Raw genomic sequence first — 26,071 nt, forward strand, 5'->3', positions numbered from 1 at the left:
CTGGTGCCATGTCAGCGCCCCTCGACGAGGAGTACGTGTTCGGCCGGCACCAGCCCGCATCGCACGTGCTCATCCATGTCAGCGATCCGCACTTCCTCGCCGGGGGAGCGCGTCTCGGCGGCCGGTATGACGTGGAGGAGAACTTCGCGCGCACGCTCGACGCGATCCGACGAGTGCATCCCCACCCTGCGGCGATCGTGATCACGGGAGACCTCGCCGACCTGGGGGAGCCCGATGCCTATCGCCGTCTCCGCGCGGCCGTCGAGCCGGTGGCGGCCGAGCTCGACACCGTCGTGGTGTGGGTCGCCGGCAATCACGACGAGCGCCCCGCCCTGCGCGAAGGGCTCCTCGATCTCGCACCCACCGAGGAACCTGTGACCGGTGTCTGGGATCTCGGTGGTCTGCGCCTTATCGCTCTCGATACGAGCGTTCCCGGCTGGCATCACGGCGATCTCGATCGGGGCCAGCTCGATTGGCTCGCACGAATCCTCGAGGAGCCGGCTCCGCACGGCACGCTGCTGGCGATGCATCATCCGCCGCTGCCGAGCCACCTCGCGCTGTTCGACATCCTCGAGCTGCAGCATCAGGACGAGCTGGCCGAGGTCATCCGGGGTACCGACGTGCGCGGCATCCTGGCCGGACACCTCCACTATTCCGCGCATGGCATGTTCGCGGATGTTCCCGTGAGTGTCTCGTCCGCGACGTGCTACACGATGAACGTGGCTCTTCCCGCCCCCGACGTGAACGGCATGGACGCGGCCCAGGCGTTCCAGCTGGTCCATGTGCACCCGGACACCATCACCCATACCGTGGTGCCCGTCACCGATGCGCCGACAGGCGCCTATTTCTCCGCCGAATGGCTGGAGCGGATGGCGCGGCTCACGCCGCAGGAACGCCTCGAGGCGTTCTCCCGCAAACCGGCACGCTGATACCGCTCCGAGGGGGGACGCGGCGAGCGGGCGTAGACTGGAGACATCCCCCACCTCTCTCACCCGCCACGACCCACAAGGATGTGACATGGCTTCTGCCGCGCCTCCCCTTACCCGTACCGAGTCCGATTCGCTCGGAAGCATGGAGATCCCCGCCGACGCGTACTGGGGCATCCACACTGCTCGAGCCGATGCGAACTTCCCGATCACGAAGCGCCCGATCTCGGTGTATCCGGATCTCGTCAGGGCACTCGCGATGGTCAAGCAGGCGAGCGCGCGGGCGAACCGCGCGATCGGTGTGCTCGACCCGGAGCGCGCTGACCTGATCGATCGGGCAGCGCAGCGTGTCATCGATGGTGAGTTCCACGACCAGTTCACCGTGGGTGTCATCCAGGGCGGCGCCGGCACCTCGACCAACATGAACGCGAACGAGGTCATCACCAACATCGCGCTCGAGATGGCGGGGCGGGCGAAGGGCGACTACGCCTTCCTGTCGCCGATCGATCACACCAACCGCAGCCAGTCCACGAACGACGTCTACCCGACAGCCGTGAAGATCGGCCTCTCGCTGACGCTGCGTTCTCTCCTCGACGAGCTCGACCTGCTGCGTCGGTCGTTCCTCGGCAAGGCAGGCGAGTTCCACGACATCCTCAAGGTCGGACGCACGCAGCTCCAGGACGCGGTGCCGATGACGCTCGGTCAGGAGTTCCACGGATTCGCGACCACTCTCGGCGAGGACCACAGTCGTCTGACCGAGAACGCGTCGCTGATGTTCGAGATCAACATGGGTGCGACCGCGATCGGCACAGGAATCACGACGCACGCCGACTACGCGCCGGCGGTGCTGCACCACCTGCGCGAGATCACCGGTCTGGATCTGTCCACCGCCACGGACCTCGTCGAGTCGACGAGCGACACGGGGTCCTTCATGTCGTTCTCCTCGACACTCAAGCGCAACGCGATCAAGCTCTCCAAGATCTGCAACGACCTGCGCCTGCTCGCGTCCGGACCGCAGGCCGGGCTCGGTGAGATCAACCTTCCCGCCATGCAGGCCGGGTCCAGCATCATGCCGGGCAAGGTCAACCCGGTGATCCCCGAGGTCGTCAACCAGGTCGCGTTCGCCGTGGTCGGTGCCGACATGACCGTCACGATGGCGGTGGAGGGCGGCCAGCTGCAGCTCAACGCCTTCGAGCCCGTGATCGCCCACTCGATCTTCCAGTCGATCACCTGGATGCGTCAGGCGATGTGGACGCTGCGTGTCAACTGCATCGACGGCATCACCGCGAACCGCGACCGCCTCGGGGCGATGGTCGGTGCCTCGGTCGGTGTCATCACCGCTCTGACTCCGTTCATCGGTTACGCAGCCGCTGCGGCGCTGGCCAAGACGGCCCTGCTCACGAACCGCAATGTGGCCGACCTCGTGGTCGAGGCCGGTCTGATGTCCCGCGACGAGGTCATGAAGCAGCTCTCGCCGGCACGACTCTCCGGGCTCGAGGCCGTCACCGCGGCGATCCCGATCATCGCGCCGGAGGATCTCATCGAGATCTGACGCACTCATGACGAAGGCCCCGGCGAGAGATCGCCGGGGCCTTCGTCATGTCAGGGAGTCGATCAGTCCAGGATGCGGCAGTGCGTGGTGAGCGCGCCGATGCCGTCGATGCCGACGGTGACCGTGGAGCGGTCGCGGAGGAAGATCTGCGGATCGCGCGAGTATCCGGCTCCGCCCGGGCTGCCGGTGGAGATGAGCGTGCCGGGCAGCAACGTCAACGACTGCGACAGATGCGTGATGAGCGTGGCGACCGAGCGGACCATCTGGTCGGTCGAGGCATCCTGCACGGTGTGGCCGTCCACGACGGTCCAGATGTGCAGGTCCTGAGGGTCGGGGATCTCGTCGGCGGTGACGACGAACGGACCGGTGGGGGTGAAGCCGTCGAACGACTTGCACCGCGACCACTGGGCTTCGGAGAACTGGACGTTGCGCGCAGTGATGTCGTTGACCACCGTGTAGCCCCAGACATGGGACAGAGCCTCGTCGTGGGTGACGTCCTTGGCGGGGGTGCCGATGAGCACTCCGAGCTCCGCTTCGTAGTCCACTGCCTCGCTGAGGGTGCGCGGCCACGAGGTGGTGTGCTCGTGGCCGGTCAGGGAGTTTGGCCACAGCGTGAACACGGTAGGAGCGGTGTCGGTCTTCAAGCCGAGTTCGCTCGAGTGCGCGGCGTAGTTGAGGCCGACGGCGAGCACGGCAGGCGGAGCGATGACGGCGGAGTCGAAGGTCCACCCATCCAACGGGTGCCGCGGTGCGGACCCGTCCGCGAGTGCCGCGCGGAGGGCGACGAGCATCTCGTCTCCTCCTTCGATGAGCTGCTGCAGGGTTGCAGGAGCGTCGGCCAGGAGATCAGAGACGAGGATGGCGTCGGCGTCTTCCACCACGGCGAGAATCGCACGAGGGGAATCGGCACGGCGCAGATGAGCGAACCGCATGCCTCTACGCTACCGGGTGGGCGCCGCGATCAGCCTGGAGGTGTCCGCCATATCGCGGCACGATCGCTTGTGGCCCATATGCTTTGGCTATGACTTTCGGAGGACCGTCTCAGCCTCAGCAGCCGTCGCCGTACACGCCGCCGCCCGCGCAACCGGCGCCGTACACGCCGCAGCAGTACTCCCAGTCGCCGTACACCCCGCCGCAGTTCGCTCAACAGCCTACGTACGCGTCCGCTCTCGCGCAGCCGACGAACTACTCGCCACCTGCACCGGTGGCGCCCTCGCCCGCCGAGTCGCTCCCCGCGCTGCCGGTGCCGACGAAGAAGGGCCGCACCGTCTCGATCTGGCTCTTCGGCCTGCTCGGCTTCCTGCTGATCGCCCTGATCGGCTACTTCGTATGGGCACTCGGCCCTGCGGCCTCGGTGATCGGGCTGGTGCTCGCGCTCATCCCGCTCACGATCGTGTTCCTGGGCGTGCGGATGATCGACCGCTGGGATCCTGAGCCGAAGCGGCTGGTGTTCTTCGCGATCGCGTGGGGAGCGATCGCCGCCGTCGGGCTCACCCTGCTGGTGGACGTCGGTCTCACTCTGCTGGTCGGTCCGCGCGACGACGCGTTCACCGCCGTGTTCCAGGCGCCGATCGTGGAGGAGTTCTGGAAAGGCCTCGGCGTCTTCCTCATCTTCCTGGTCGCACGTCGGGCTTTCGACGGGCCGGTGGACGGCGTCGTCTATGGCGCGCTCGTCGGAGCAGGTTTCGCGTTCACCGAGAACATCCAGTACTTCGCCATCAGCCTGATCGAAGGGGGAGGGGAGCAGTTGACCGTCACCTTCGTCGTGCGCGCCCTGCTCTCGCCGTTCGCCCATGCGATGTTCACGGCACTCACCGGTTTCGCCATCGGTCTCGCGGCTCGCCGTCACGCTCCCGCGGGGGCGGCGCTGGCTGCTGGTCTGCTGGGGCTGCTGGGAGCGATTCTGCTGCACGGGCTGTGGAACGGATCCGCGACCTTCGCCGACTTCTTCGCGCTCTACTTCACCCTGCAGGTGCCGCTCTTCGTCGGGTTCATCCTGGGTATCGTCGCACTGCGACGTGAGGAGGCACGCCTGACGCGGGCCCGACTCAGCGAGTACGCCGCCGCCGGCTGGTTCACGCCGGAGGAGGTCACGATGCTCGCGACTCCGGCCGGGCGAAAGGTCGGTCTGTCCTGGGCCGCGCAGCTGCGCGGAGATCGTCGTCCGCTCATGCGCGAGTTCATCAAGGATGCGACGGCTCTGGCATCGGTGCGTCAGCGTGCGATCACGGGCCGCGATCCGCTGGCCGCCGAGGATGAGAGGGCGTTGCTGATCCGCACCCGCGCGACCAGGGCGGCGCTGCTCGCGTACTGACTGCTCATCAGGCCGAGAAGAGCCGGCCCGGACAAGACTCAGCGCCCGATGCTGCGGCGATGCCTGCATGTCTACCGGGCGCTGAGTTGATCTGTAAACAGGGTGCACCCGGTCCTCGCGAGTGTCAAGAGTCACTTGGCGACGCCTCCGGCGAGACGCACCTCCGTCGATCCCGATCGAGGCGCGCGGGGGTGCGGGCTGTTCGCTGTGAGCAGGTGCGCACGCGTTGACCGGTCGGCGGGGCTCGGGTTGGATGGAGTCATGACTGATCGCACAAAGCCTGAGTTCGACGCCCCCACCGGTCCCGCTCCCTCGGAGCTCGTGGTCCGCGACCTCATCGAAGGTGATGGCACCGAGGCCAAGCCCGGCGACACCGTCACCGTGCACTACGCCGGTGTCGAGTTCGATTCCGGTGAGGAGTTCGACTCGTCCTGGGGTCGCGGTGAGACCATCCAGTTCCCGCTGCGCGGCCTGATCCAGGGCTGGCAGGACGGTATCCCCGGCATGAAGGTCGGCGGTCGCCGTGAGCTCGTGATCCCGCCGCACCTGGCATACGGCCCTGCGGGAGGCGGGCACTTCCTCTCCGGTAAGTCGCTGATCTTCATCATCGACCTGGTCGCCGTCGGCTGACCGATCCTTCTCGGAACGCGCTCTTCCCTTCGGGGGAGGGCGCGTTCTTCGTCTTCCGAAGACTTTCTCCAGGAGTTTCCTATTCGAGGGAATGTATTCTCCTGAATGCGAGTTGACACTCGTATGCCGCAGCTGCGGCCCTTGTCCCGTAAGGAGATCCCATGACCACGATCGACGTTCCCGGCTACCGCCCCGGCACCTGGGTGCTCGACCCCTCGCACAGCGAGGTCACGTTCAGCGTCCGCCACATGATGATCTCGAAGGTGCGCGGCACCTTCGGCGTCAAGAGCGCGACCCTGATCGCCCCCGAGAACCCGCTCGAGGCCAAGGTCGAGGCGAGCGTCGATGTGACCTCGATCGACACCAAGGACGAGGGACGCGACACGCACCTGCGCTCCGGCGACTTCTTCGACACCGAGAACTTCCCGACCATGGAGTTCGTCTCGACCGGCGCGCGCGTCGAAGATGGCGACCTGTTCGTCGACGGCGACCTCACGATCCGCGGCATCACCAAGCCCGTGAGCTTCGAGCTCGACTTCGGTGGCTTCGGCAGCGACCCGTGGGGCAACTACAAGGCCGGCGCCTCGGCGAAGACCGTCATCAATCGCGAGGACTTCGGTCTGACCTGGAACGCCGCGCTCGAGACCGGCGGCGTGCTCGTCGGCAAGGACGTCACGATCAGCCTCGACCTGCAGGGCGCTCTGCAGCAGGACTGACCACTGCGCTTCGAGAACCCCGGGCCTCTCAGGGCTCGGGGTTCTCTGCGTCGTAGCCCCGGAATCGAGGGCTGCGTCGAACGAGGATCGCAACGAGGGCGATCACGAGGAAGCCGCCCAGCAGGGGAGGGAACCAGAGCGCGGTGAACGTCGCGAGCGTGCCGGCGTACAGCGCGCCGATGCGGGGGCCGCCGGCGACCACGACGATGAACACGCCCTGCAGTCGTCCGCGCATGGCGTCCGGGACGGCGGCCTGCATCATCGTGTTCCGGTAGATCGAGCTGACGTTGTCCGCGGCGCCGGAGAACGCGAGCGCGATACAGGCGAGGATGATCAGGGCGATGTGCGGAGCTGTCTCGGTCGCGGGAGTCGCTCCAGCGCTGACCAGCAGCACGAGCCCGAAGAGCAGGATGGCCGCGCCGTAGGCCTCGACGGCGCGCTCGATGCCGCGTCCGTGCCAGCGGTACTGCACCACGCGCCCCGAGAAGAGGCTCGAGGCGAAGGTGCCGACGGCGACCGCGGCCGTCAGGAGCCCCGTCGTCAGGGCTCCGCCGCCGAGCAGCACCGTACCGAGCGCGGGGAAGAGCACCAGCGGCTGCCCGAATGTCATCGCGATGATGTCGAGGATGTACTGCATCCGGATGTTGCCAGCGCGGCGCAGGAAGCGCCAGCCGTCGACCAGCGATGCGAGTCCGGGGCGCACCACGTCTCCCTCCGGGCGCAGCGACGGCAGCGTCCACAGCCCGAGGAACATCGACAGCATGAGCACGACGTCGATCGTGTAGGTCCAGCCGTAGCCGGTCAGGGCCACCAGCAGGCCTGCCAGAGCGGGGCCGGCCATCACGGTGAGCCCGAAAGCGACACCGTTGAGTGCGGATGCCGCAGCGAGTTTGTCGCGAGGGATCAGGCGAGGGACGATAGCGGTGCGCGTGGCCATGCCGACCGAGTTGGCTGCCGAATTGATCATGCTGAGGATGTAGAGCCACCAGATCGTCTCGCCGCCCGACCAGGTGAGGGCGGCCAGCAGTGCGGTCGACACGAAGGTCACGGTGGCGGCGATGAGCGCCACCAGGCGACGGTCGAATGCGTCGGCGAGCATTCCCCCGTAGAGTCCGGCGAGGATCATCGGGACGAGCCCGGCGACCGCGATCATCGAGACGGCGAAGGTGCTGCCGGTGAGAGCGAACACGTGCAGCATGACCGTGACGAGTGTGAGCTGTCCGCCGATGCCGGAGAGCGTCGACCCGATCCACATGCGCGCGAACGCCGGATTCTCGGTCAGGGGGCTCAGATCGATGAGGACTCCGCGCCGGGCACTCATCCTGTGATCTCGCCGTGTCGCACCTCTCGAGCGTATCGGAGGAGGGTGCTCTCGGTGCCGCCGGGACGCGGTCGTCGGGTGGTGCCTTCGGCTGGTAGACTCTTCAGGTTGCCGTTTGATCGGCCGCGGATAAAGAGAGCCCACGTATCAGGCGTCGGGCGCCGCGCAACGAACTGAAAGGGGATCCCATCTATGCCACTCGAGTCTGACGCCAAGAAGGCGATCATGGAAGAGTACGCGACGCACCCCGGTGACACCGGATCCCCCGAGGTGCAGGTCGCAATGCTGACGCAGCGCATCAAGGACCTCACCGAACACCTCAAGGAGCACAAGCACGACCACCACTCGCGTCGTGGCCTGTTCCTCATGGTGGGTCAGCGCCGTCGTCTGCTCGGCTACCTCCAGGACATCGACATCGCGCGCTACCGCTCGCTGATCGAACGTCTCGGGCTTCGCCGATAAAGCGACCCTGCGTACAATCGCGCAGAACATTCTTGAGAAGGCCGTCCCAGGTGTGGGGCGGCCTTCGTCGTTGCCGGGGTTGATTCCTGCGTGAGTTTCCATTAGGAAAGTAGTGAGCTTTCCACTCGGAAACAGAATGCGGAGTCATCATGGAGCAGAAGCCGATGCGCGGCGCGGCGCCGCTGGACCCGCCATCGCCGGAGGTCGCACGGCTCTACCTCGACGAGGTCGATCGCGTTCTCGAACGACGCGCGGATCGGGTGAACCTTCGTGCGCAGGGCTGGGTCACGATCGTTCAGGGCCTGCTGATGGCGGGATTCGTCGGGTGCACGATCGTCACCTCCCGCGCCGGCGAGACGACAGCCACGATCTTGCTCCTGCTCGGCTTCGCGATGTCGACCCAGGTGCTGTCAGGACTGACCGAGCGCTTCGGCGGCCAGCGCAGATTCACACGGTGGCGCGGGCTGTACTACGCAGCGGTTGTGCTCGCCTGTGTGGGGATCGTCGGCACGTTCGGAATGAGCCTGTTGTCCGAGGGCACGTTCCCGCTCGGTGTGATCCTCGCTCCCGCAGCGTTCGGAGTTCTCGTGCTCATCGGCATCGGCGCCTGTCAGCTGTGGCAGTCACGAGGGGCTCCGAGAGGATCCCGTCGCGAGCTCCGGCCCTTCGTCTGGCCGGCTCGGGGAACGACCCTGGCGTTGGGCGTCCTGTTGAGCATCATGATCGTCACCGCGGCATACCGAGATGTCCTGGCCATATCGTTGGTCACCGTGCTGGCCGGCATCGCCCTCGTGGTGGCCAGCGTCGGCAGTGGAACGGACTGGGGACTGGCCTACCTGGGCGAGGTCTGGCGGTGGCCGCAGTTCCTGATGCTCGCGGCGGGGCTGGTGGCCCTGGCTGCCAGCGTCGTGGCGTCAGTGACCACGAGCGCGGACCCTCTCCTGTTCGTGCTCGTCGGAGCTCTCATCGTCATCCTCGCGCTGTGCGTCTCGCTCGTGCACCCGTCCGCGAAGGGTGACGCCCGTGTCTGACATCGGCGGGGCGGCAGCAGGCAGCCACCCGCGCACGCGCCTCGACGACAACTTCTCCACGCCGATCCGATTCTCGATCCTCGCGTCGCTGGGCGACGGTGTCGAACTCGACTTCGCGACCCTCGCCGGGGTTCTGCAGGCGAACGATTCGGTGCTCAGCAAAGCGATCGCGCACCTGCAGGACGCCGGCTACGTGTCGACCCGGAAGGGGTACGTCGGCAGCAGACCGCGCACCTGGATCCGATCCACGGATGCCGGCCAGCGGGCGTTCACCGGCCACCTCGGAGCGCTGCGGGAGATCGTCGAACTCGGTGGAGGGCAGCTGAACTGGGCACCAGGCGCCCACACCTGAGCCCGTGCGCAGGTCGATCTCGATGCGCAGGGAGGCGCTCGACCGGTAGCCGAGCGCCTCCCTGCGCGCGTCAGGCGGAAGCGCTGACGAGGTCTGCGTGGTGGATCGCCGCGACGTCAGGGTGCGCACGCAGACGCGACTTCAAAGCGTTCTCGCCGTACAGTGCGTGGATCGGGTTGCTCGGATCCTCGGTCACGCCGTTCGCCTCGGCGGCCAGCTCTGCCGGAAGTTCGATCAGCGGCAGCCGCTTGTCGAGCGCCGGGTTGAAGAAGAACGGGATGGAGATGCGCTCGTTCGGCGCCTTCGGCGACACGACGCGGTGGTTCGTCGCCTTGAGGTAGCCGCCGGTGGCGTACTCGAGGAGCTCGCCGATGTTGACGACGAAGGCACCGGGCACCGGGGGTGCATCCACCCACGCACCGTCGCGCTCGACCTGGAGTCCGCCCTTGCCCGGCTCCACCCAGAGCAGGGTGAGGACACCGGAGTCCTTGTGCGCGCCTACGCCCTGCTGCGGCTCGGGGGCATCCGTTCCGGGATAGCGGACGATCTTGATCAGGGTGGAGGGCTCGCCGAAGTGCTCGTCGAAGTACGTCTCGTCGGCGCCGAGCGTCTGCGCCCAGGCGCGCAGGAGCTTGCGGGCGACGTCGGACAGGGTGGCGTGCCACTCGGCGACCACGTCCTGCAGCTCGGGCTGTGCGGCCGGCCAGAGGTTCGGGCCCACCAGGCGGTTGAACGCGGGGCCGCCGTCGATCGGCTGGCGCTCGGGTCCGATGTCGATCTGCTCGCGCCAGTCGACCTTGCCCTGCGTGCGCTCACCGCCGACGCGGGTGTAGCCGCGGAAGTGCGGGCTGTTGATGTTCTCGATCGCGAGCTTTTCCGCCTCCGGCAGCGCGAAGAAGTCGAGGGCGGCCTGGTGCAGGCGCGCTTCGAGCTCGGGGGAGATGCCGGTTCCGGTCAGATAGAAGAACCCGACGTCGTGCGTTGCGGCGCGCAGGTCGTCGCGGAATCGCGCGGCCGCCTCCGGGCCGTTGTCGAGCTGGGAGAGGTCGAGGATGGGGAGCGAGAGTTCAGCCATGACCCGAGGGTAGATCCGCGTGCTCGGAGCGTGGCCGAGTGTTGCGTCGCATTACTTCTGGTGCGGGCGTCCCCGATCCGGCGGCCGGGTGTACCGGAGCGCTGAGCCGCGGTGCTAAAGTCTCGTTGGTAAGGGATGCCTTACCTCATCGTTCTGCAGAGAGTTTCATTCCGTGCTCGCCACTTTCCTGATCGGCCTCCGCGAGGGCCTCGAAGCCGCGCTCGTCGTCGGCATCCTCGTCGCCTACCTCCGACGGCTCGGCCGCCAGGATGCGCTTCCGAAGCTGTGGGCAGGTGTGGGGCTCGCAATCGTCCTCGCCCTCGGCATCGGTGCGGTGCTCACCTTCGGCGCGTACGAGCTGACGTTCACGGCCCAGGAACTGATCGGCGGTCTGCTGTCCCTACTCGCAGTCGGCATGGTCACCTGGATGATCTTCTGGATGCAGCGCGCCGGCCGCACCATGAAGGCCACGCTCGAAGGCGGCGTGGACAAGGCCCTCACCACCGGAGGCCTCTGGGCGCTCGTCGCGATCGGCTTCGTGTCCGTCGCGCGCGAGGGCATCGAGACCACCCTGTTGCTGTGGTCGATGGTGCAGTCGTTCGGCGACGCGCCGACTGCGATCCTCGGAGCCCTTCTCGGCCTCGCTGCCGCCGTCGTGATCGGCTGGCTGATCTCACGGGGCGCTGTCACTCTGGACCTCCGGCGCTTCTTCGCCTGGACCGGCGGCTTCCTGGTGATCGTCGCCGCCGGTGTGCTCGCCTATGCGTTCATGGACCTGCAGGAGGCCGGTGTGCTGCCCGGGCCGTTCACGGCCGCCGCTCCGATCGATCCCGTCACCGGCGGTGTCGCGATCGGGTGGGGCGCCTTCCCGTTCGGATGGGCTTTCAACGTGTCGGCCGCCATCGCCCCGGGGGGACCGCTCGCGGCGATCCTGCAGGCGACGGTCGGCTTCATGCCCGCCATGACCTGGCTGCAGGTTGTCGGCTGGGCCCTGTACGTCACCATCGTCGGATCGTTCTACATCCGCGGTCTCCGTTCTCGTCGTCCCTCGAAGCCGCAGCCCGCTGCGGACCCGAACGCCGGCGCGGCGACCTCTCTCGCACAACAAGGAGCAGCATGACCACCTCCCATCGGATCCTCGGCGCACTTGCCGCGACCGGAGCCGCGGCGCTCGTCCTGAGCGGTTGCGTCGCCAAGAGCGACGTCGACGCCTCCGCGGCGTTCGATGTCTCCTCCACGGACGGCGACTGCGTCGTCTCGGACTCGACGGCCACCAGTGGCACCCTGACGTTCGCGGTCACCAACGACACCGACCAGATCTCGGAGTTCTACCTGCTGGCCGAGGACGGACTGCGCATCGTCGGTGAGGTCGAGAACATCGCGCCGTCGGCATCGCGCACCCTCACGGTCGTCGCGCAGCCGGGTGAGTACTTCACGCTGTGCAAGCCGGGAATGATCGGCGATGGTGTCGGCAAGGCGTCGTTCACGGTCACCGGAGATCGGGTGAGCGTCGACGGACCGGATGCCGAGCAGAAGCAGCAGGCCGTCGATCTGTACGCCGCGTTCGTCAAGGACCAGGTCGGCCAGCTCGTCCCCGCCGTCGAAGACTTCGTCGCCGCGTACGAGGCGGGCGACGACGAGACCGCCCGGGAACTCTTCCCGCTGACCCGTGCCTACTACGAGCGCATCGAGCCGGTCGCCGAGGCGCTCGGTGACCTCGATCCGCGCATCGACTACCGCGAGGTCGACGCCGTCGCCGAGGGACTCGACTGGACCGGCTTCCACCGCATCGAGAAGGACCTGTGGGTACCGGCGGAAGACGCACTGAACGCCGACGGCGAGACGCCGGCCTGGCAGGACTGGGCTCCGTCGACGCCGCAGGAGCGCGCCGACTTCGGCGACCTGCTCCTCGCCGATGTGCAGGAGCTCTACGACTACGTGCACTCCGATGACTTCACCACCGCGCTCGACGACCAGGGCATCGGCGGCATTTCGAACGGCGCGATCGCGCTCCTCGACGAGGTCGCGACCGGAAAGATCTCCGGTGAGGAGGACTGGTGGTCCGGAACCGACCTCTACGACTTCGCGGCGAACGTCGAAGGATCGAAGATGGCCTTCTCGCTCGTGCAGGACTTCGCGGCGGCCCAGGGCGACGACGGTGAGGCGCTCGTCGCCGAGATCGAGGACGGTTACGCCGCGCTCGAGACATCGCTCGCCGCGCACGGATCGCTGGCCGACGGCTTCGTCGGCTACACCGAGCTCACCGACGAGAACAAGCGCGAGTTCACCGATCTGATCAACGCCCTGGCCGAGCCGCTGTCGCAGCTCACCGGCACGGTGCTCGACTGATCCGCTGACGGGATACGATCACGCTCGTGAATGAACCAGAAGCGGATGCCGCAGCCGAACACGCGTCGAACGCGGAGCAGGCTGCGGCGTCCGCTCCGGCCGGTCTGAGCAGGCGAGGTCTCCTCGGGCTGGCGATCGGCGGAGGAGTCGCCGGCCTCGCCGTCGGAGCGGGTGCCGGGCTCGCCGGTGGGGTGGCGCTCGGGAGGGCGCGTGCGGGAGCGGACGCGCAGAACCCGTACGCCTTCTTCGGCGACCACCAGGCCGGAATCACGACCGCGGTGCAGGATCACCTGCATTTCGCGTCGTTCGACATGATGCCGCGCACCGACCGCGACGACCTGATCTCCCTCCTGCAGGACTGGTCGTACGCGGCATCCCGCATGACGCAGGGACTCGAGGTCAGCGCGACGGGTGCTGTCGGAGGTCCCGCGGAGCAGCCGCCGGAGGACACCGGCGAGGCACTCGGTCTGCCCGCAGCGGGCCTCACCATCACCTTCGGTTTCGGCCCCGGATTGTTCGAGAACGAAGACGGCGACCGGTATGGGATCGCGGCGCTGCGCCCGAAGGGGCTCGAGCGCCTTCCCGCTTTCCTCGGTGACGACCTCGATCCGCAGGGCTCGCACGGCGACCTGTGCATCCAAGCCTGCGCTGACGACCCGCAGGTCGCGGTGCACGCGATCCGCAACCTCAGCCGGATCGCTTTCGGGCGTGCGCGACTGCGCTGGTCGCAGCTCGGCTTCGGCAAGACCTCGCGCACCACGGCATCCGCGGCCACCCCTCGCAATCTCTTCGGATTCAAGGACGGCACTGCGAACATCCTCGCCGACGACCAGAAGGCGCTGGACGCGCACGTGTGGGTCGCGGACGACGATGAGCCGACCTGGCTCGCCGGCGGCTCGTATCTCGTCGCGCGCAAGATCGCGATGCTGATAGAGACGTGGGACCGGGTACGTCTCTCCGAACAAGACACCATCATCGGCCGCGACAAGGGTGAGGGCGCTCCGCTCTCCGGCGGCGACGAGTTCACGGCTCCGAACTTCAGCGGGAAGTCCATCGATGCGAACAGCCACGTGCGGCTCGCGCATCCGGAGCAGAACGACGGCATCCGGATCCTGCGCCGCGGCTACAACTACGTCGACGGCAACAACGACCTCGGTCGCCTGGACGCCGGACTGTTCTTCCTGTCCTACCAGCGGGACCCCGCGCACTTCATCACACTGCAGCGGCGGCTGTCGACGGACCTGCTGAACGAGTACATCCGCCACGTCGGGTCCGGGATCTGGGCGGTTCCTCGGGGGCCGCAGCCGGGTTCGTACGTCGGCGCCGAGCTGTTCGTGTAACCGGCGCGACGGGTTCAGGACTCCAGCGTCTCCACGACGAAGGCCGCCATCGCGTCGGCGCCGAGGTGGTCTCCCGCCGTGATGGTCACGACGGCGTCTGCCGCGAAGATGAGCAGCTGCCCATACGCGCCGTGGAGCCGCCAGGCGTCGCCGGGCCCACCCCATCCGGCAAGCGCGTAGCGGTCGTAGCCAGGGCTCTCACCGGCGATCACCCACTCGGAGTGCATCGCGTCGATCCACTCCGGGGCCACCAGCTGACGCCCCTGCCAGAGGCCGCGATCGCGGATCAGTCGCCCGAGCCGGGCCATCTCCTCGGTCCGCAGTGCCACGCCGCCGCCGGCCACGATCCGGCCGTTCGGGCACCGCTCCCACTCGACCTGGTTCAGTCCGAGCGGGGCGAAAAGTCGAGGTTCCAGGTAAGCGGCGACATCGCCGACCTGCGTCTCTAGCACGCGCATGGCGGTGTAGGTGCTGGCGTTCGAGTACTGGAAGCGTCGCCCGGGCGTCGGTCGCCCGAGGAACTCCGTCGCGAGGTCCGGCCAGTCGGTCATCATCGTCTCCGACCAGGGAAGGTCGATGCCGCTCGTCATCGTCAGCAGGTGGCGGAGCGTGACCTGTTCGACTCCCGCGCCGAGGCTGAGCCCGTCCAGATACGACGCGACCGGCGCATCGAACGAGATGAGTCCGTCGTCCGCGGCGATCGCGGCGGCCATCACGCAGATGCCCTTCGCGACCGACTGGATGTCTTCGCGGACATCCGGTGTCCACCGGTGCATTGCGATGTCCGCGCCGATCAGCACGTGGAGTCCGTGCGCACCGAAGCCGGAGGACTCCGCCTCTCGCACGATGCGGTTACGGATCGTCTCAGCGCGGGTCACCCTCTCACGCTACCCGGAGGCGCTGGTCCCGCGGCGCCGTCACGACCGCGGTCGGCGTGCTCCGGTGGGGTCGTTGCGGCTGCCCTCCCGCGAGGCGAGGGCAGGGTCGGCGAACAGCCACTTCGGACGCGGTTCGACGAGCGGCCGGAACACGCGTCGGACCGGTTTCGTCGCCAGGGCCAGCGCGACGAGCACCGACAGGACGGTGACGAGGGGGAGCCAGAGCCAGGTCGGCTCCAGGTCGCGCAGGACCCCGGTCTCGCGGAAGGGGTAGAGCACGAAGGAGTGCAGCAGGAACACGTACATCGTGTACTGGCCGAACTTCGTCCACCAGTGCGTCCCGCGCGGGATCAGCGCGAAGAAGGCCGCGCTGAGCACGACCGCCAGCACCATCAGCGCGAGTCGGACACCACCGGCCCACCACTGCTCACCGCCCAGATCGGCGTAGGAGTCCTCGTAGAAGAGCCAGTGCCGCAGATCGGCGGCCTGCCAGACGGGCAGCCAGTTCCACGCGGCCCAGCCGGTGGCCGCAAGCACCAGGACGGCGATCGCGCGCACCCACCACGGACGGAAGTCGAGAAGTCGGAAGCGGCTGACGATGTCGTGCTCGCGCAGCCACCACCCGAGAGCGAAGAAGGGCAGGAGTCCGAGCGTGCGCGACAACGAGAACGTGCTGTCGACGTTGGGCAGATAGCCGACACCCAGAGAGATCAGCACGGTCCAGGCCAGTGGCCAGCGCAGCAGCGCCAGGTACGGGAGCACCAGGCGGAAGATCCCGAGCGCGAGCAGGAACCACAGCGTCCACGATGGCTGGGTGATGTTCGGGTTCGCCTGGCCCTCGACCAGCCATTTCGTCAGGGTCCAGAGCAGTTCGAAGATCACGTAGGGGACGAGGATGTCGGTGATCACCCTGGCCATCTGCGTCTTGGTGGGGGAGCCGGACTTGGAGAAGTAGCCGGAGATGATCGCGAACGCCGGCATGTGGAAGGCGTACAGCGTGAGGTAGAACGCGAATGCGATGTCGGAGTCGTAGATGAGGCGCTGGATCGCGTGGCCGAGCACCACGAGCACGATGCACATGTAGCGCGCGTTGTCCCAGAAGGGCACGCGGCGCCGAGGCTTGGCGACCGCGCCCGTCGGGGGTCCTGCGATGTCCGCACCGGCGCTGTTCATCCTCCGAGGCTACTCGGGGAATAAAGTTGCTCGTGTCACGTTGACTCAGATACATTCAAATGAATAGAAGCGGATGCGGAGTCATCCGATTCGGAGAAGACGGAGCAATCATGAGCGAGCAGTCAGGCGCGCAGGCGATGCAGTTCGGCATCATGTCGGTCAGCGACATCACCCGCGATCCCACCACGGGAGTCACGCCCAGCGAGCAGGAGCGGATCAAGGCCACCCTGGCCATCGCGAAGCACAGCGAAGAGGTGGGCCTCGACGTGTTCGCGATCGGCGAGCACCACAACCCGCCGTTCTGGTCGTCCAGCCCCACGACGTTCCTCGCCGCCCTCGCCGCGCAGACCGAGCGTCTCATCGTCTCGACGTCAACGACGCTGATCACGACGAACGACCCGGTGCGCATCGCCGAGGAGTACGCGATGCTCCAGCACGTGTCCGACGGCCGCATGGACCTCATGCTCGGTCGCGGCAACACCGGGCCGGTGTACCCCTGGTTCGGCCAGGACATCCGCCAGGGGCTCCCGCTCGCGATCGAGAACTACGCGCTGCTGCACAAGCTGTGGCGGGAGGACGTGGTCGACTGGGACGGCAAGTTCCGCACCCCGCTGCAGGGCTTCACCTCGACGCCCCGCCCCCTCGACGGCATCGCGCCGTTCGTGTGGCACGGATCGATCCGCACCCCGGAGATCGCCGAGCAGGCCGCGTACTACGGAGACGGCTTCTTCGCGAACAACATCTTCTGGCCCAAGGAGCACTACCAGCGTCTGATCGAGCTGTACCGTCAGCGTTACGCGCACTACGGGCACGGCACGCCGGAGCAGGCGATCGTCGGACTCGGCGGTCAGGTGTTCATGGCAGCGAAGTCGCAGGACGCCGTGAACCGGTTCCGGCCGTACTTCGACAACGCGCCCGTCTACGGTCACGGTCCGAGCATGGAGGACTTCACGGAGATGACCCCGCTCACCGTGGGGTCGCCGCAGCAGGTCATCGATCGCTACGCCGCGATGCGCGAGCACTACGGCGACTATCAGCGTCAGCTCTTCCTGATCGATCACGCCGGCCTTCCCCTGAAGACGGTGCTCGAGCAGCTCGACATCCTGGGGTCCGAGGTCGTGCCGGTGCTGCGCAAGGAGCTGGCGAAGGACCGTCCGGCCGCCGTGCCCGACGCTCCGACGCACGCCGCGCGCGTGAAGGCCGAGTTCGGCGACGGGCCCACCCGTCAGGCGCGTCCCGGTGCCAACCGCGGGGACAACCTGACCGGCGACTCCCCGTACCAGGATTCGCCCGCACCCGCACCCGCAGGCGCCGCGTTCGGTCTCAGCCGGAAGGAGGCCTGAGATGGCCACCCGCCGCATCGCGGTCATCTCCGCTGGGCTCTCCAACCCTTCATCGACGCGGATGCTCGCCGACCGCCTCGCGGCCGAGACCGTGAAGGCGCTCGCCGGGCACGACATCGAGGCCAGCGTCGACGTGATCGAGCTGCGCGACTACGCGCACGACATCACGAACAACCTGCTCACCGGCTTCGCGCCGCCCGCTCTGGAGACCGCGATCAACACCGTGGTCTCCGCGGACGCGCTGATCGCCGTCACGCCGATCTTCTCCACGAGCTACAACGGATTGTTCAAGTCGTTCATCGACGTGCTCGACCCCGACGCGCTCACCGGCAAGCCCGTGCTCATCGGCGCCAATGCGGGCACGGCGCGGCACTCGCTCGCGATCGACTACGCCATCCGTCCGCTGTTCGCGTACCTGCACGCCGAGGCCGTGTCGACGGGTGTCTTCGCCGCATCGAGCGACTGGGGTGGATCGGGAGACGATGTGGCTCCGCTGGCGAAGCGCGTCGAGAAGGGTGCGCGCGAGCTCGCCGAGGCGATCGCCCGTCGCGAGACCACCGCGGTGGTCGACCCGTACGACCCCGCGACCTATCTCGGCGAAGGACGCTCGTTCGGACACATGCTCGGCGGTCTCGCCGGCGAGTGATCGTGCGGGGCATGACGCCGTCGACAATGTCCGAGGGGCATCGTACGGTGGCGTCATGTCCCGTTTCACTGCACTTGACGACGTCCGTGGCGCGCTGACCGGAGGTCTCGTCCTCCCGCACGATGCGGCTTTCGACGAGGCGCGCCGTCCGTGGAATCTCGCCATCACGCAGAGCCCCGCGGCCGTGGCCACGCCCGTCGATATCGCAGATCTGAGAACACTCCTGCGGGCCGCGGCCGATCTCGGCGCGCAGGTCGCTGTCCAGCCCGGCGGTCACGGGGCCTCGGGCGACCTGGTCGATGCGCTGCTGGTGCGCATGTCGGGCTTCGATGAGCTCGACATCGACCTCGAACGCGGAACGGCCCGCATCGGCGCCGGTGTGCGCTGGGGTCGCGTGGTCGACGCTCTCGAAGGCACGCGGTGGGTGGCGCCCGCTGGTACGAGTCCCGTGGTCACCGCGACGGGCTACACGCTCGGCGGTGGGCACTCCTGGTTCAGCCGCACCGCGGGCCTCGGGTCCGACAATCTCCGCGCGGCGTGGGTGATGCGCACGGACGGCACGCACGAGCGCGTCGACGACGAGACCGATCCCGACCTGATGTGGGCGCTGCGCGGTGCCGGTGGCATCGTCGGCGTGGTCACCGCCCTCGAGATCGATCTCGTTCCCGCTCCGTCGCTGTGGGGTGCGTCGCTCGTGTTCGACGCGTCGGACGCGACAGCCGTGCTCCGTGCGGTGCGCGACCTCTCCGCCGACGCACCAGCGACGTTGAACGTCTTCACGAACTCGATGCGGATGCCCGACGTGCCCCTGTTGCCGCCTGAGATCCGTGGGCAGAGCTTCGTGACGGTGCAGGCTGTGTCGACGCAGGGGAGCGCTGACACGCTGCTCGGCGCGATACGATCCGCCGGCGCCGTGCGTCGTGAGCAGTCAGGGCCGACCTCACCGGCCGTCCTGAGCGCGCAGTCGAACGAGCCGACCGAACCGACGGCCAGCCGAGGAGCTTCCGTCGCTCTGCGCACGCTCGACGATGCCGTGATCGACGACCTGATCGCCTATCGGGATCGACCTGAGCAGGCATCGATCATCGGCATCGACATCCGCATGCTCGGTGGAGCACTCGATGCCCCGCGGAGGGCCGGCTTCGCCTCTCTGCAGGGCGTGGGGTGGATCGTGTATGCGCTCGCCCCGCTGTTCCCCGGTGCTCCGAGTGGGCCGGGAGACGCCAGCTTGTCGGGTTTCCGTGAGCTCCTCGCTCACGGAAAGGCGGAGCGTACGGTGCCGACGTTCCTCAGCCCGGGGCAGTCCCTGGATCACGCCGCCCCTGCCCTCGAGGTCGCGCGGCTGCGCGAGCTGCGGATGAGGGTCGATCCGTCAGCCCTGCTTCACGAGGGACGGCTCCCGCGCTGATCTCGGTCGGTCCGGGCGGGCTCTTCGGCGCTACTTCCAGCGGTACTCGGTCTCTGGACGACCACGCGCGCCGTAGCGCGCGTCACGCAGCACCAGGCCTTCAGACGCGAGGTGCTCCAGGTAGCGGCGCACCGCGACACGTGACATGCCGAGGTGTTCGGCGGCCTCCGCGGCTGAGACCGGTCCCGCGGAGCGAACCTCCGCGGTGACGCGCTCCAGCGACGTCGAGGAGAGTCCTTTCGGCAGCGTGATCGCGCCGGTCGCGCGTCCGAGCAGCGCATCGATCTCGGCCTGCGTCGCCTGCCCTGCGGTCGCGGTCGCCTGGTCTCTGTGCTCCCGGTACTGGGCCATCCGTTCCGCGAACACCGCGAACGGGAACGGCTTGACCAGGTACTGGAAGACCCCGAGCGCCGCCATCTGACGCACCGTCTCCGCGTCGCGCACCCCTGTGATGGCGATCACGTCGACCGCGGCCGCTCGTGCCCTGAGGGTGCGCAGCACGTCGAGGCCGGAACCGTCGGGCATCGTGACGTCGAGTAGCACCAGGTCGAATGCGTCGGGGCCGGGTCTGTCGAGCACGGCGGTCACGGCGGCGCGCGCTCCTGCGCACTCTCCGGCGACCACGAAACCGTCGAGCCGCGCCACGTAGTTCCGGTGCAGTTCGAGCGTGAGGGCATCGTCATCGACGAGAAGCGTGCGGATCATCGTCGCCCTCGTGGCCTGTCGGCGCGGGGGAGCACCACGCGGAACGTCGTCGGGTGCGTGGAGAGGGTGACAGTACCGCCCGCATCGTCGACCACGGCCCGCACGAGGGCGAGGCCGACGCCTCGTCCATCGGCACCAGCAGGTTTCGTGGAGAACCCTGAAGCGAAGATCCGTTCCGCGAGCTCCGACGGCACTCCGGGTCCGCTGTCGGACACTTCGACGATGATCCCGCCGTCAGTGGAGGGGCTCAATGTCACGCTGACCCAGCGGTCCTCGGCTTCGGCGGCGGCATCCAGCGCATTGTCGACCAGGTTGCCGAGCACGGACACGCTGTCCACGGCGGAGAGCGGGGACCGGGGCGTGTCGGGTTCTATCCGCACACGCCAGTCGATCCCGCGCTCCTTCGCCTGCGACGCCTTGCCGAGCAGGAGCGCGCCGACCGCCGGGTCGCCGTGCCGTCGGGCGGTCACCTGATCCACGAGCGACTGGCTCTGACGCGACGTCTCGGTCAGGATCTCGATCGCCTCCGCGCTGCGACCGAGTTCGAGCAGGGCGACGGCCGTGTGCATCCGGTTTCCGTGCTCGTGCGTCTGCGCGCGCAGCGCATCGCCGAGGGTGCGGATCGATTCGTAGGACGAGACCGCGTCACGCACCTGCCCAGGAGGGAGGTCTCCGGCGATGCGTCGGGTGATCCGGCGGGCGATCCATGCGCCCAGTGCGCCGAAGACGACCAAGCCGGCGGTGATCGCGAGCGAGAGCGGGATGCGACGGATCACCGTCTCGGAGATCGACTCGATCGTGACGCCGGCCGCGACCCACCCGAGCAGTTCGCCGTCGTCTCCGATCACGGGTTCGATCGTGCGGACCGAGGGTCCCAGCGTCCCGGTGAAGACCTCGGTGAGCGGTTCCGCGGCTGCGGGGATGGTGCCCAGGTAGCGCCGGCCGATCTGCTCGACGTCGGGGTGGGTGATGCGCACTCCCTCGGTCGTCATCACGGTGATGAAGTCGAGGCCGGCGTCCTCCACGATCGACATGGCGTACGGCTCCAAGACACGGGTTGCGCTCGCCTGGTCGCCCGCAGCGAGCGCGGAGGTGACGACGGGGGAGTTCGCCAGGGAGATGGCCGTCGCGGATGTCACCCGTTCGGCCTCGGCGCGGATGGCACGTTGCGCGTCGATGACCAGGAACACGGCGACGAGCACGCCGAGGACGAGGGCTGCCGCCAGCAGGACGAGGAACACCCGGGAAGCAGCGCTGCGCGCGGTGTGTGCCAACCCGTCCTCCGCTCCTCGTCGATCTCGGTCGTGACCAATACGACCACAAATGGTGCCGGACGGGGAAGTCCGCGACCGTGGGTGCACCGGAGGCGACGTGGCAACCGGGCATGAGACGAAGACGTTCATGATCAAGGAGGAAACATGGCCATCACGACAGGGTTCTCACTTCCCGGATTCCACTGGCGGCGTGGAAAGCAGGCCTGGGACCGGCACACCTGGCTGTATGTGTCGGTCATCATCGCCGTCGTGCTCGGGGCAGCTGTCGGTCTGATCTGGCCGGAGGTCGGCCAGAGTCTCGAGCCGATCGGCAAGGGCTTCGTATCGCTCATCAAGATGATGATCGCTCCGATCATCTTCTGCACGATCGTCGTCGGTGTCGGGTCGATCGCGAAGGCGGCCACGGTCGGGAAGATCGGCGGCCTGGCGCTGCTGTACTTCATGGTGATGTCGACCTTCGCGCTCGCGATCGGTCTGGTGGTCGGCAACATCATCCACCCGGGTGCAGGCCTCGACATGGCGAACTCGAGCTACGACGCGACCGAGACCGAGGCGAAGACCACGACCGAGTTCATCCTCGGGATCATCCCGACGACGTTCTTCTCGGCGTTCACGGGCGAGAGCGTGTTGCAGGTGCTGTTCATCGCGCTGCTCGTGGGCTTCGCACTGCAGGGGCTCGGCGAGAAGGGCGCCCCCATCATGGATGCGGTCAAGAACCTCCAGAAGCTGGTGTTCCGCATCCTCGGCATGATCCTGTGGCTCGCTCCTCTCGGCGCATTCGGAGCGATCGCGGCGGTGGTGGGCAAGACGGGCATCGCCGCGATCTGGAGTCTCGGTGTGCTCATGATCGCGTTTTACATCACCTGCTTCCTGTTCATCGTCGTGGTGCTCGGAACGCTGCTCTTCGCCGTCACCAGGGTCAACATCTTCAGCCTCGTGAAGTACCTGGCACGGGAGTACCTGCTCATCGTGGGCACCTCGTCGTCGGAGTCCGCGCTGCCGCGGCTGATCGCGAAGATGGAGCACATCGGCGTCTCGAAGCCGGTCGTCGGCATCACCGTGCCGACGGGGTACTCGTTCAACCTCGATGGCACCGCGATCTACCTGACCATGGCGTCCCTCTTCATCGCCACGGGGATGGGGCAGCCGATGTCGATCGGCGAGCAGATCGGGCTGCTGGTGTTCATGATCATCGCGAGCAAGGGTGCCGCCGGTGTCACAGGTGCGGGACTCGCGACGCTCGCCGGGGGTCTGCAGGCGTACCGTCCTGACCTCGTGGACGGTGTCGGAGTGATCGTGGGCATCGACCGCTTCATGTCGGAGGGACGCGCCCTCACGAACTTCACCGGCAATGCCGTCGCCACGCTTCTGATCGGCACGTGGACCCGTCAGATCGACCGCGACCGGGTACAGCGGGTGCTGAGCGGCGCGCTTTCCTTCGAGGAGTCGCAGCTCGACGGGGTCGACGAGCACGGGATGGCCGAGGAACGCGACGCCGTCGATGTCCAGGGCCTCAAGGAGTCCGCTCTCGACGAGATGGCGGCGAAGGAGGAACGTGCCCGGGTCCGAGCTTCCGTGAAATGACCCCTCCCGGAAGGGAGTGAGGGATGCGGGAGTCGACGATGGTCGGCTCCCGCATCCGTGTGGTCAACCGCTCTTGCGTCGGAACTCGCGCCGCGTCTGCGGGGCAGGCGCGCCGTGCACGGCGGAATCGCCGTCGAGGTGTGCCTCGCCCTGCCGGTGGTGCGCGTTCTTCTTCTCGAGCGCTTCCTTGAACTTGCGCTTCATCTCCTCAGAGGAGGTGGCGCCTTCTTCGGTGCTCATGTTCGCCAGCCTAAGGCACGGGCGTCGGGACGGGGCATTCAGTTGCGGACTCGGCGGGTGATGACGTCGATCAGCAGGCCGATCCCGACAGCCACAGCGATCGATACGGGCACTGCGACGAGAGGCCCACCAGGGAGGATCGCTGCGACCGCTGCGCCCACTGCCGCCTGGTAGGCCGCCCACCCTGTCGCCGCCAGCGTGACCAACATCAGGTAGCGCGGAGGGTGGATGCGCGATGCGCCGGCCACGAGATTGATCGCGAGTCGCGCGAAGGGGACGAACCGTGCCGTGAACAGCACTGTCGCCGTTCCGGAATCCAGACGGCGCCGCGCCCACCCGAGGGTCTGCTGGATGCGCGCGGCACGCATCCAGCGCCAACGCTCCAACCCGACCTGTCGACCGATCAGGTAGCAGCACACATCGCCCAGGGTCGCGGCCACCGCGGCGCAGGTGATGACGGCCCAGAGAGGCGGGGTACCCGTGGACACGGCGAGAGCGCCGAGCGCGGTGACCGCGATCTCACCAGGTACGACCACGAAGAAGGCGTCGCCGAGCACGAGGACGCTCATGAGTGCGAGGCTCCAGGGGCCGGTCAGCGAAGCGGTGAGCAGGTCGGCAGGCACACCCACACGGTGCCTTCCGCGGGTGAACAGGAACCAACGAGCGCATAGCCGGTGACCGGCGCTCCAGCATCCGGTGAACATCTGATGTTGGGGGAGGAATCCGCGCCCAGGACGCGGGTGGGAACGTCATCCTGGGGATGTGAGAGTCGCGATCGTGACAGAGTCCTTCCTTCCCCACATGAACGGGGTCACCGGGTCTGTGCTGCAGATCCTCCGGCACCTCGAGCGGTCCGGGCATGAAGCGCATGTGATCGCCCCGGCTGCGGCGGGGATCCCCTCGTCCGTGAGCGGAGCGGCGATCGAGCCCATCCCGAGCCTCGCGCTCCCCGGGTACCGCAACGTCAGGGTCGGCACGTCGCCCGCCCATCGAGTGGCGGCGTCGTTACGGCGCTTCCAGCCCGATGTGGTGCACCTGGCTTCGCCCTTCGCACTCGGCTGGCGAGGAGTACTCGCTGCGGAACGCCTCGACGTCGCCGCAGTCGCGGCTTACCAGACGGATGTCGCGGCATACACGGAGCGCTACGGCATCGCGGCGACAACCGGGTTCGCACAGACGCACATCGCCCGGTTGCATCGCCGGGCCACGCTCACGCTGGCCCCATCGTCGGAAGCGCGGAGCCAGCTCGAACAGCTCGGTGTGGATCGCCTCCGCCGCTGGGGGCGAGGAGTGGACGCCGAGCGCTTCCATCCGTTGCGCCGTGATCTCGCACTGCGCGCTCGGTGGGGAGCGGAGGGTGACGCAGTGATCGGCTACGTCGGACGGCTGGCGCCCGAGAAACAGGTCGAGGATCTGGCGGTGTTGCAGTCCGTGCCCGGTACCCGGCTGGTCATCGTCGGGGATGGCCCCAGCCGGGCCCGTCTGGAGGCACTGATGCCGCACGCCCTCTTCCTGGGACACCTGGACGGCGAGGCGCTCGCCGCGGCGATGGCCTCGTTCGACGTCTTCGTGCACCCGGGGGAGAGCGAGACATTCGGACAGACCCTGCAGGAGGCGCACGCGAGCGGGGTGCCCGTGGTGGCGACCGGGCGGGGAGGGCCCCTGGATCTCGTGCGCATGGGGATGGACGGCTGGCTGTACCGTCCGGGAGACCTGGATGATCTGCGGATGCGGGTGGCTGACCTCACGGGCGATGCGCGCAAACGTCGCGCGTTCGGGGAGGCAGGCTTCGAGGCGGTGCAGGGGAGGTCCTGGGCCAGCGTCTGCGATCAGCTGCTCGGCCACTATGAGGAGGCCCAGGCGCTGAAGCGTGTGGACACGACACTGCGCGCCCGCAGGGTGGTGCGTCCTGAGCAGACGCCGCCGGTCGCGGCTATGCGGTGGCGGCGCTATGTGGCGCTCGGAGATTCGCTGACCGAGGGGCTGTGCGATCCTGCCCCCGATGGAGCTCTGCGCGGATGGGCCGATCGGCTCGCCCTGCTCCTCGCCTCGCGGGGTGGCCTGCACTACGCCAACCTCGCGATCCGTTCCAAAAGGGTCAGCGATGTCTGCGGGCAGCAGCTGACGCGCGCGCTCGAGCTGCGGCCGGATCTGGTGTCGATCCTGATCGGCGCGAACGATCTCGTGAAGCGCCGCGTCGACATCCCTGCGCTCGCCGCATCGCTGGAGCACGCCGTTGAACAGCTGCGCGCGATCGGCGCGGATGTGGTGCTCGTGACGCCGTTCCTTCCTGGTCGTCGCGCGGCAGGGATCTACACCGCGCGCTTCGCCGCCTTCGCGACTGCGCTCGCGGGGATCGCCGCACGCACAGGGGCGATCTTGATCGACACGGATCTGCACCCCACTCTGGGTGACCGCCCGCACTGGGGAGAGGACCTGGTCCACCTCAGCAGCCGCGGGCATCGTTTTCTGGCCTATCGGGTCGGTGAGGTGCTCGCTGTTCCGCACGCCGACGCGCTGGGGCTGCTCGACGCCGCATTGCATGAGCATGAACCGATCGGAACCGGACTCTGGTGGCGACGCCATGCGCTGCCCTGGGTGTGGCGACGGATGCACGGGCGGGCTGCGGGCGATGGCCGCAGGGCGAAACACGACGACTACGTGTATCTCGGAAGATCGTCGGCGGCGCGGGACGTGTCGGTGCACTGAGCGGGTCTGTCGCAGCCGACCGTTCGTCGGCGCGGGGGAGTCG

At 67.9% G+C, this 26,071-nt stretch carries 25 protein-coding genes; 16 read left to right on the top strand and 9 right to left on the bottom strand.

From position 1 onward, the window contains the following. Nucleotides 1-8 precede the first annotated feature (8 nt). Both MRBLWO12_RS04440 and MRBLWO12_RS04445 read left to right on the top strand, forming a co-directional pair. Complete coding sequence (locus tag MRBLWO12_RS04440) at nucleotides 9-929, top strand: metallophosphoesterase (protein WP_363553092.1); 921 nt, start codon at nucleotides 9-11, stop codon at nucleotides 927-929. 88 nt (nucleotides 930-1,017) lie between these two features. Then, a complete protein-coding gene (locus MRBLWO12_RS04445) occupies nucleotides 1,018-2,478 on the top strand; it encodes an aspartate ammonia-lyase (RefSeq protein ID WP_363553094.1) in 1,461 nt (486 codons plus the stop codon). 62 nt (nucleotides 2,479-2,540) lie between these two features. On the opposite strand, the gene MRBLWO12_RS04450 is transcribed toward MRBLWO12_RS04445, so the two are convergent. Continuing rightward, a complete protein-coding gene (locus MRBLWO12_RS04450; protein ID WP_363553096.1) occupies nucleotides 2,541-3,410 on the bottom strand; it encodes a fumarylacetoacetate hydrolase family protein in 870 nt (289 codons plus the stop codon). Between the two features lie 89 nt (nucleotides 3,411-3,499). On the opposite strand from MRBLWO12_RS04450, the gene MRBLWO12_RS04455 reads away from it, so the two are divergent. The 3 genes from MRBLWO12_RS04455 to MRBLWO12_RS04465 all read left to right on the top strand — a co-directional run bounded on the left by MRBLWO12_RS04455 (nucleotide 3,500) and on the right by MRBLWO12_RS04465 (nucleotide 6,138). After that, entirely contained in the window at nucleotides 3,500-4,792 is a 1,293-nt protein-coding gene (locus MRBLWO12_RS04455) for a PrsW family glutamic-type intramembrane protease (RefSeq protein WP_363553098.1), read from the top strand. A gap of 261 nt (nucleotides 4,793-5,053) precedes the next feature. Further along, nucleotides 5,054-5,422 (top strand): FKBP-type peptidyl-prolyl cis-trans isomerase, encoded by a 369-nt coding sequence (locus MRBLWO12_RS04460; protein WP_141872315.1) that lies wholly within the window; start codon nucleotides 5,054-5,056, stop codon nucleotides 5,420-5,422. A 161-nt stretch (nucleotides 5,423-5,583) separates the two neighbouring features. Further along, entirely contained in the window at nucleotides 5,584-6,138 is a 555-nt protein-coding gene (locus MRBLWO12_RS04465; RefSeq protein WP_363553100.1) for a YceI family protein, read from the top strand. Nucleotides 6,139-6,166: 28 nt separating this feature from the next. On the opposite strand, the gene MRBLWO12_RS04470 is transcribed toward MRBLWO12_RS04465, so the two are convergent. Continuing rightward, complete coding sequence (locus tag MRBLWO12_RS04470; protein WP_363553102.1) at nucleotides 6,167-7,459, bottom strand: MFS transporter; 1,293 nt, start codon at nucleotides 7,457-7,459, stop codon at nucleotides 6,167-6,169. Nucleotides 7,460-7,651: 192 nt separating this feature from the next. Between MRBLWO12_RS04470 and rpsO the strand changes: the two genes are divergently transcribed. From rpsO to MRBLWO12_RS04485, 3 genes are all read left to right on the top strand, one after another. Beyond that, the gene (gene rpsO, locus MRBLWO12_RS04475; RefSeq protein ID WP_045280509.1) at nucleotides 7,652-7,921 is read left to right on the top strand and encodes a 30S ribosomal protein S15; all 270 of its coding nucleotides are present in this window, start codon (nucleotides 7,652-7,654) and stop codon (nucleotides 7,919-7,921) included. Nucleotides 7,922-8,070: 149 nt separating this feature from the next. Beyond that, nucleotides 8,071-8,952 carry a hypothetical protein gene (locus MRBLWO12_RS04480; RefSeq protein ID WP_363553104.1) on the top strand — a complete coding sequence of 294 codons (882 nt, stop codon included), beginning with the start codon at nucleotides 8,071-8,073 and terminating at the stop codon, nucleotides 8,950-8,952. After that, the gene (locus tag MRBLWO12_RS04485; RefSeq protein WP_363553106.1) at nucleotides 8,945-9,304 is read left to right on the top strand and encodes a transcriptional regulator; all 360 of its coding nucleotides are present in this window, start codon (nucleotides 8,945-8,947) and stop codon (nucleotides 9,302-9,304) included. Before MRBLWO12_RS04480 ends, MRBLWO12_RS04485 begins: the two co-directional genes overlap by 8 nt. Nucleotides 9,305-9,374: 70 nt before the next feature. Here the strand turns inward: MRBLWO12_RS04485 and MRBLWO12_RS04490 are convergent, their stop codons facing one another. Continuing rightward, nucleotides 9,375-10,379 (bottom strand): isopenicillin N synthase family dioxygenase, encoded by a 1,005-nt coding sequence (locus MRBLWO12_RS04490; RefSeq protein WP_363553108.1) that lies wholly within the window; start codon nucleotides 10,377-10,379, stop codon nucleotides 9,375-9,377. A 172-nt stretch (nucleotides 10,380-10,551) separates the two neighbouring features. Here MRBLWO12_RS04490 and efeU point away from each other — a divergent pair, with 172 nt between their 5' ends. Genes efeU through efeB form a run of 3 tightly spaced genes read left to right on the top strand, consistent with a single transcriptional unit; the run spans nucleotide 10,552 to nucleotide 14,068 of the window. Next, nucleotides 10,552-11,499, top strand: a complete 948-nt coding sequence (gene efeU / locus MRBLWO12_RS04495) for an iron uptake transporter permease EfeU (protein ID WP_363553110.1) — start codon at nucleotides 10,552-10,554, stop codon at nucleotides 11,497-11,499. Further along, nucleotides 11,496-12,728: an iron uptake system protein EfeO gene (gene efeO / locus MRBLWO12_RS04500; protein ID WP_363553112.1), complete on the top strand. Its 1,233-nt coding sequence runs from the start codon at nucleotides 11,496-11,498 to the stop codon at nucleotides 12,726-12,728. The genes efeU and efeO overlap by 4 nt, the downstream gene beginning before the upstream one ends. Before the next feature lie 26 nt (nucleotides 12,729-12,754). After that, nucleotides 12,755-14,068, top strand: a complete 1,314-nt coding sequence (gene efeB, locus MRBLWO12_RS04505) for an iron uptake transporter deferrochelatase/peroxidase subunit (RefSeq protein WP_363553114.1) — start codon at nucleotides 12,755-12,757, stop codon at nucleotides 14,066-14,068. 14 nt (nucleotides 14,069-14,082) lie between these two features. Here efeB and MRBLWO12_RS04510 read toward each other — a convergent pair whose 3' ends face one another. Continuing rightward, nucleotides 14,083-14,946 (bottom strand): serine hydrolase domain-containing protein, encoded by an 864-nt coding sequence (locus MRBLWO12_RS04510; RefSeq protein WP_363553116.1) that lies wholly within the window; start codon nucleotides 14,944-14,946, stop codon nucleotides 14,083-14,085. A gap of 39 nt (nucleotides 14,947-14,985) precedes the next feature. Next, nucleotides 14,986-16,119, bottom strand: coding sequence for an acyltransferase family protein (locus MRBLWO12_RS04515; protein ID WP_363553118.1), 1,134 nt, complete (start codon nucleotides 16,117-16,119; stop codon nucleotides 14,986-14,988). Nucleotides 16,120-16,229: 110 nt separating this feature from the next. Between MRBLWO12_RS04515 and MRBLWO12_RS04520 the strand changes: the two genes are divergently transcribed. Genes MRBLWO12_RS04520 through MRBLWO12_RS04530 form a run of 3 tightly spaced genes read left to right on the top strand, consistent with a single transcriptional unit; the run spans nucleotide 16,230 to nucleotide 19,516 of the window. Continuing rightward, nucleotides 16,230-17,462 (top strand): LLM class flavin-dependent oxidoreductase, encoded by a 1,233-nt coding sequence (locus MRBLWO12_RS04520; protein ID WP_363553120.1) that lies wholly within the window; start codon nucleotides 16,230-16,232, stop codon nucleotides 17,460-17,462. Nucleotide 17,463: 1 nt separating this feature from the next. Beyond that, nucleotides 17,464-18,108 (top strand): FMN reductase, encoded by a 645-nt coding sequence (locus tag MRBLWO12_RS04525; RefSeq protein WP_363553122.1) that lies wholly within the window; start codon nucleotides 17,464-17,466, stop codon nucleotides 18,106-18,108. A gap of 55 nt (nucleotides 18,109-18,163) precedes the next feature. Next, nucleotides 18,164-19,516, top strand: a complete 1,353-nt coding sequence (locus MRBLWO12_RS04530; RefSeq protein WP_363553124.1) for an FAD-binding oxidoreductase — start codon at nucleotides 18,164-18,166, stop codon at nucleotides 19,514-19,516. Between the two features lie 30 nt (nucleotides 19,517-19,546). Here MRBLWO12_RS04530 and MRBLWO12_RS04535 read toward each other — a convergent pair whose 3' ends face one another. Both MRBLWO12_RS04535 and MRBLWO12_RS04540 read right to left on the bottom strand, forming a co-directional pair. Beyond that, a complete protein-coding gene (locus MRBLWO12_RS04535) occupies nucleotides 19,547-20,221 on the bottom strand; it encodes a response regulator (RefSeq protein ID WP_363553126.1) in 675 nt (224 codons plus the stop codon). After that, nucleotides 20,218-21,495 carry a sensor histidine kinase gene (locus MRBLWO12_RS04540; protein WP_363553128.1) on the bottom strand — a complete coding sequence of 426 codons (1,278 nt, stop codon included), beginning with the start codon at nucleotides 21,493-21,495 and terminating at the stop codon, nucleotides 20,218-20,220. The genes MRBLWO12_RS04535 and MRBLWO12_RS04540 overlap by 4 nt, the downstream gene beginning before the upstream one ends. 144 nt (nucleotides 21,496-21,639) lie before the next feature. Between MRBLWO12_RS04540 and MRBLWO12_RS04545 the strand changes: the two genes are divergently transcribed. Further along, nucleotides 21,640-23,079: a cation:dicarboxylate symporter family transporter gene (locus MRBLWO12_RS04545; protein WP_363553130.1), complete on the top strand. Its 1,440-nt coding sequence runs from the start codon at nucleotides 21,640-21,642 to the stop codon at nucleotides 23,077-23,079. 63 nt (nucleotides 23,080-23,142) lie between these two features. Here MRBLWO12_RS04545 and MRBLWO12_RS04550 read toward each other — a convergent pair whose 3' ends face one another. Together MRBLWO12_RS04550 and MRBLWO12_RS04555 are read right to left on the bottom strand one after the other, a co-directional pair. Next, the gene (locus tag MRBLWO12_RS04550) at nucleotides 23,143-23,319 is read right to left on the bottom strand and encodes a DUF5302 domain-containing protein (RefSeq protein WP_170198104.1); all 177 of its coding nucleotides are present in this window, start codon (nucleotides 23,317-23,319) and stop codon (nucleotides 23,143-23,145) included. A gap of 38 nt (nucleotides 23,320-23,357) precedes the next feature. Then, entirely contained in the window at nucleotides 23,358-23,942 is a 585-nt protein-coding gene (locus tag MRBLWO12_RS04555; protein WP_363553132.1) for a DedA family protein, read from the bottom strand. Nucleotides 23,943-24,096: 154 nt separating this feature from the next. Between MRBLWO12_RS04555 and MRBLWO12_RS04560 the strand changes: the two genes are divergently transcribed. After that, nucleotides 24,097-26,028, top strand: coding sequence for a GDSL-type esterase/lipase family protein (locus MRBLWO12_RS04560; RefSeq protein ID WP_363553134.1), 1,932 nt, complete (start codon nucleotides 24,097-24,099; stop codon nucleotides 26,026-26,028). Nucleotides 26,029-26,071 lie beyond the last annotated feature (43 nt).

Origin of the sequence: Microbacterium sp. LWO12-1.2 (genome assembly GCF_040675875.1) — a bacterium.
Lineage (GTDB): Bacteria > Actinomycetota > Actinomycetes > Actinomycetales > Microbacteriaceae > Microbacterium.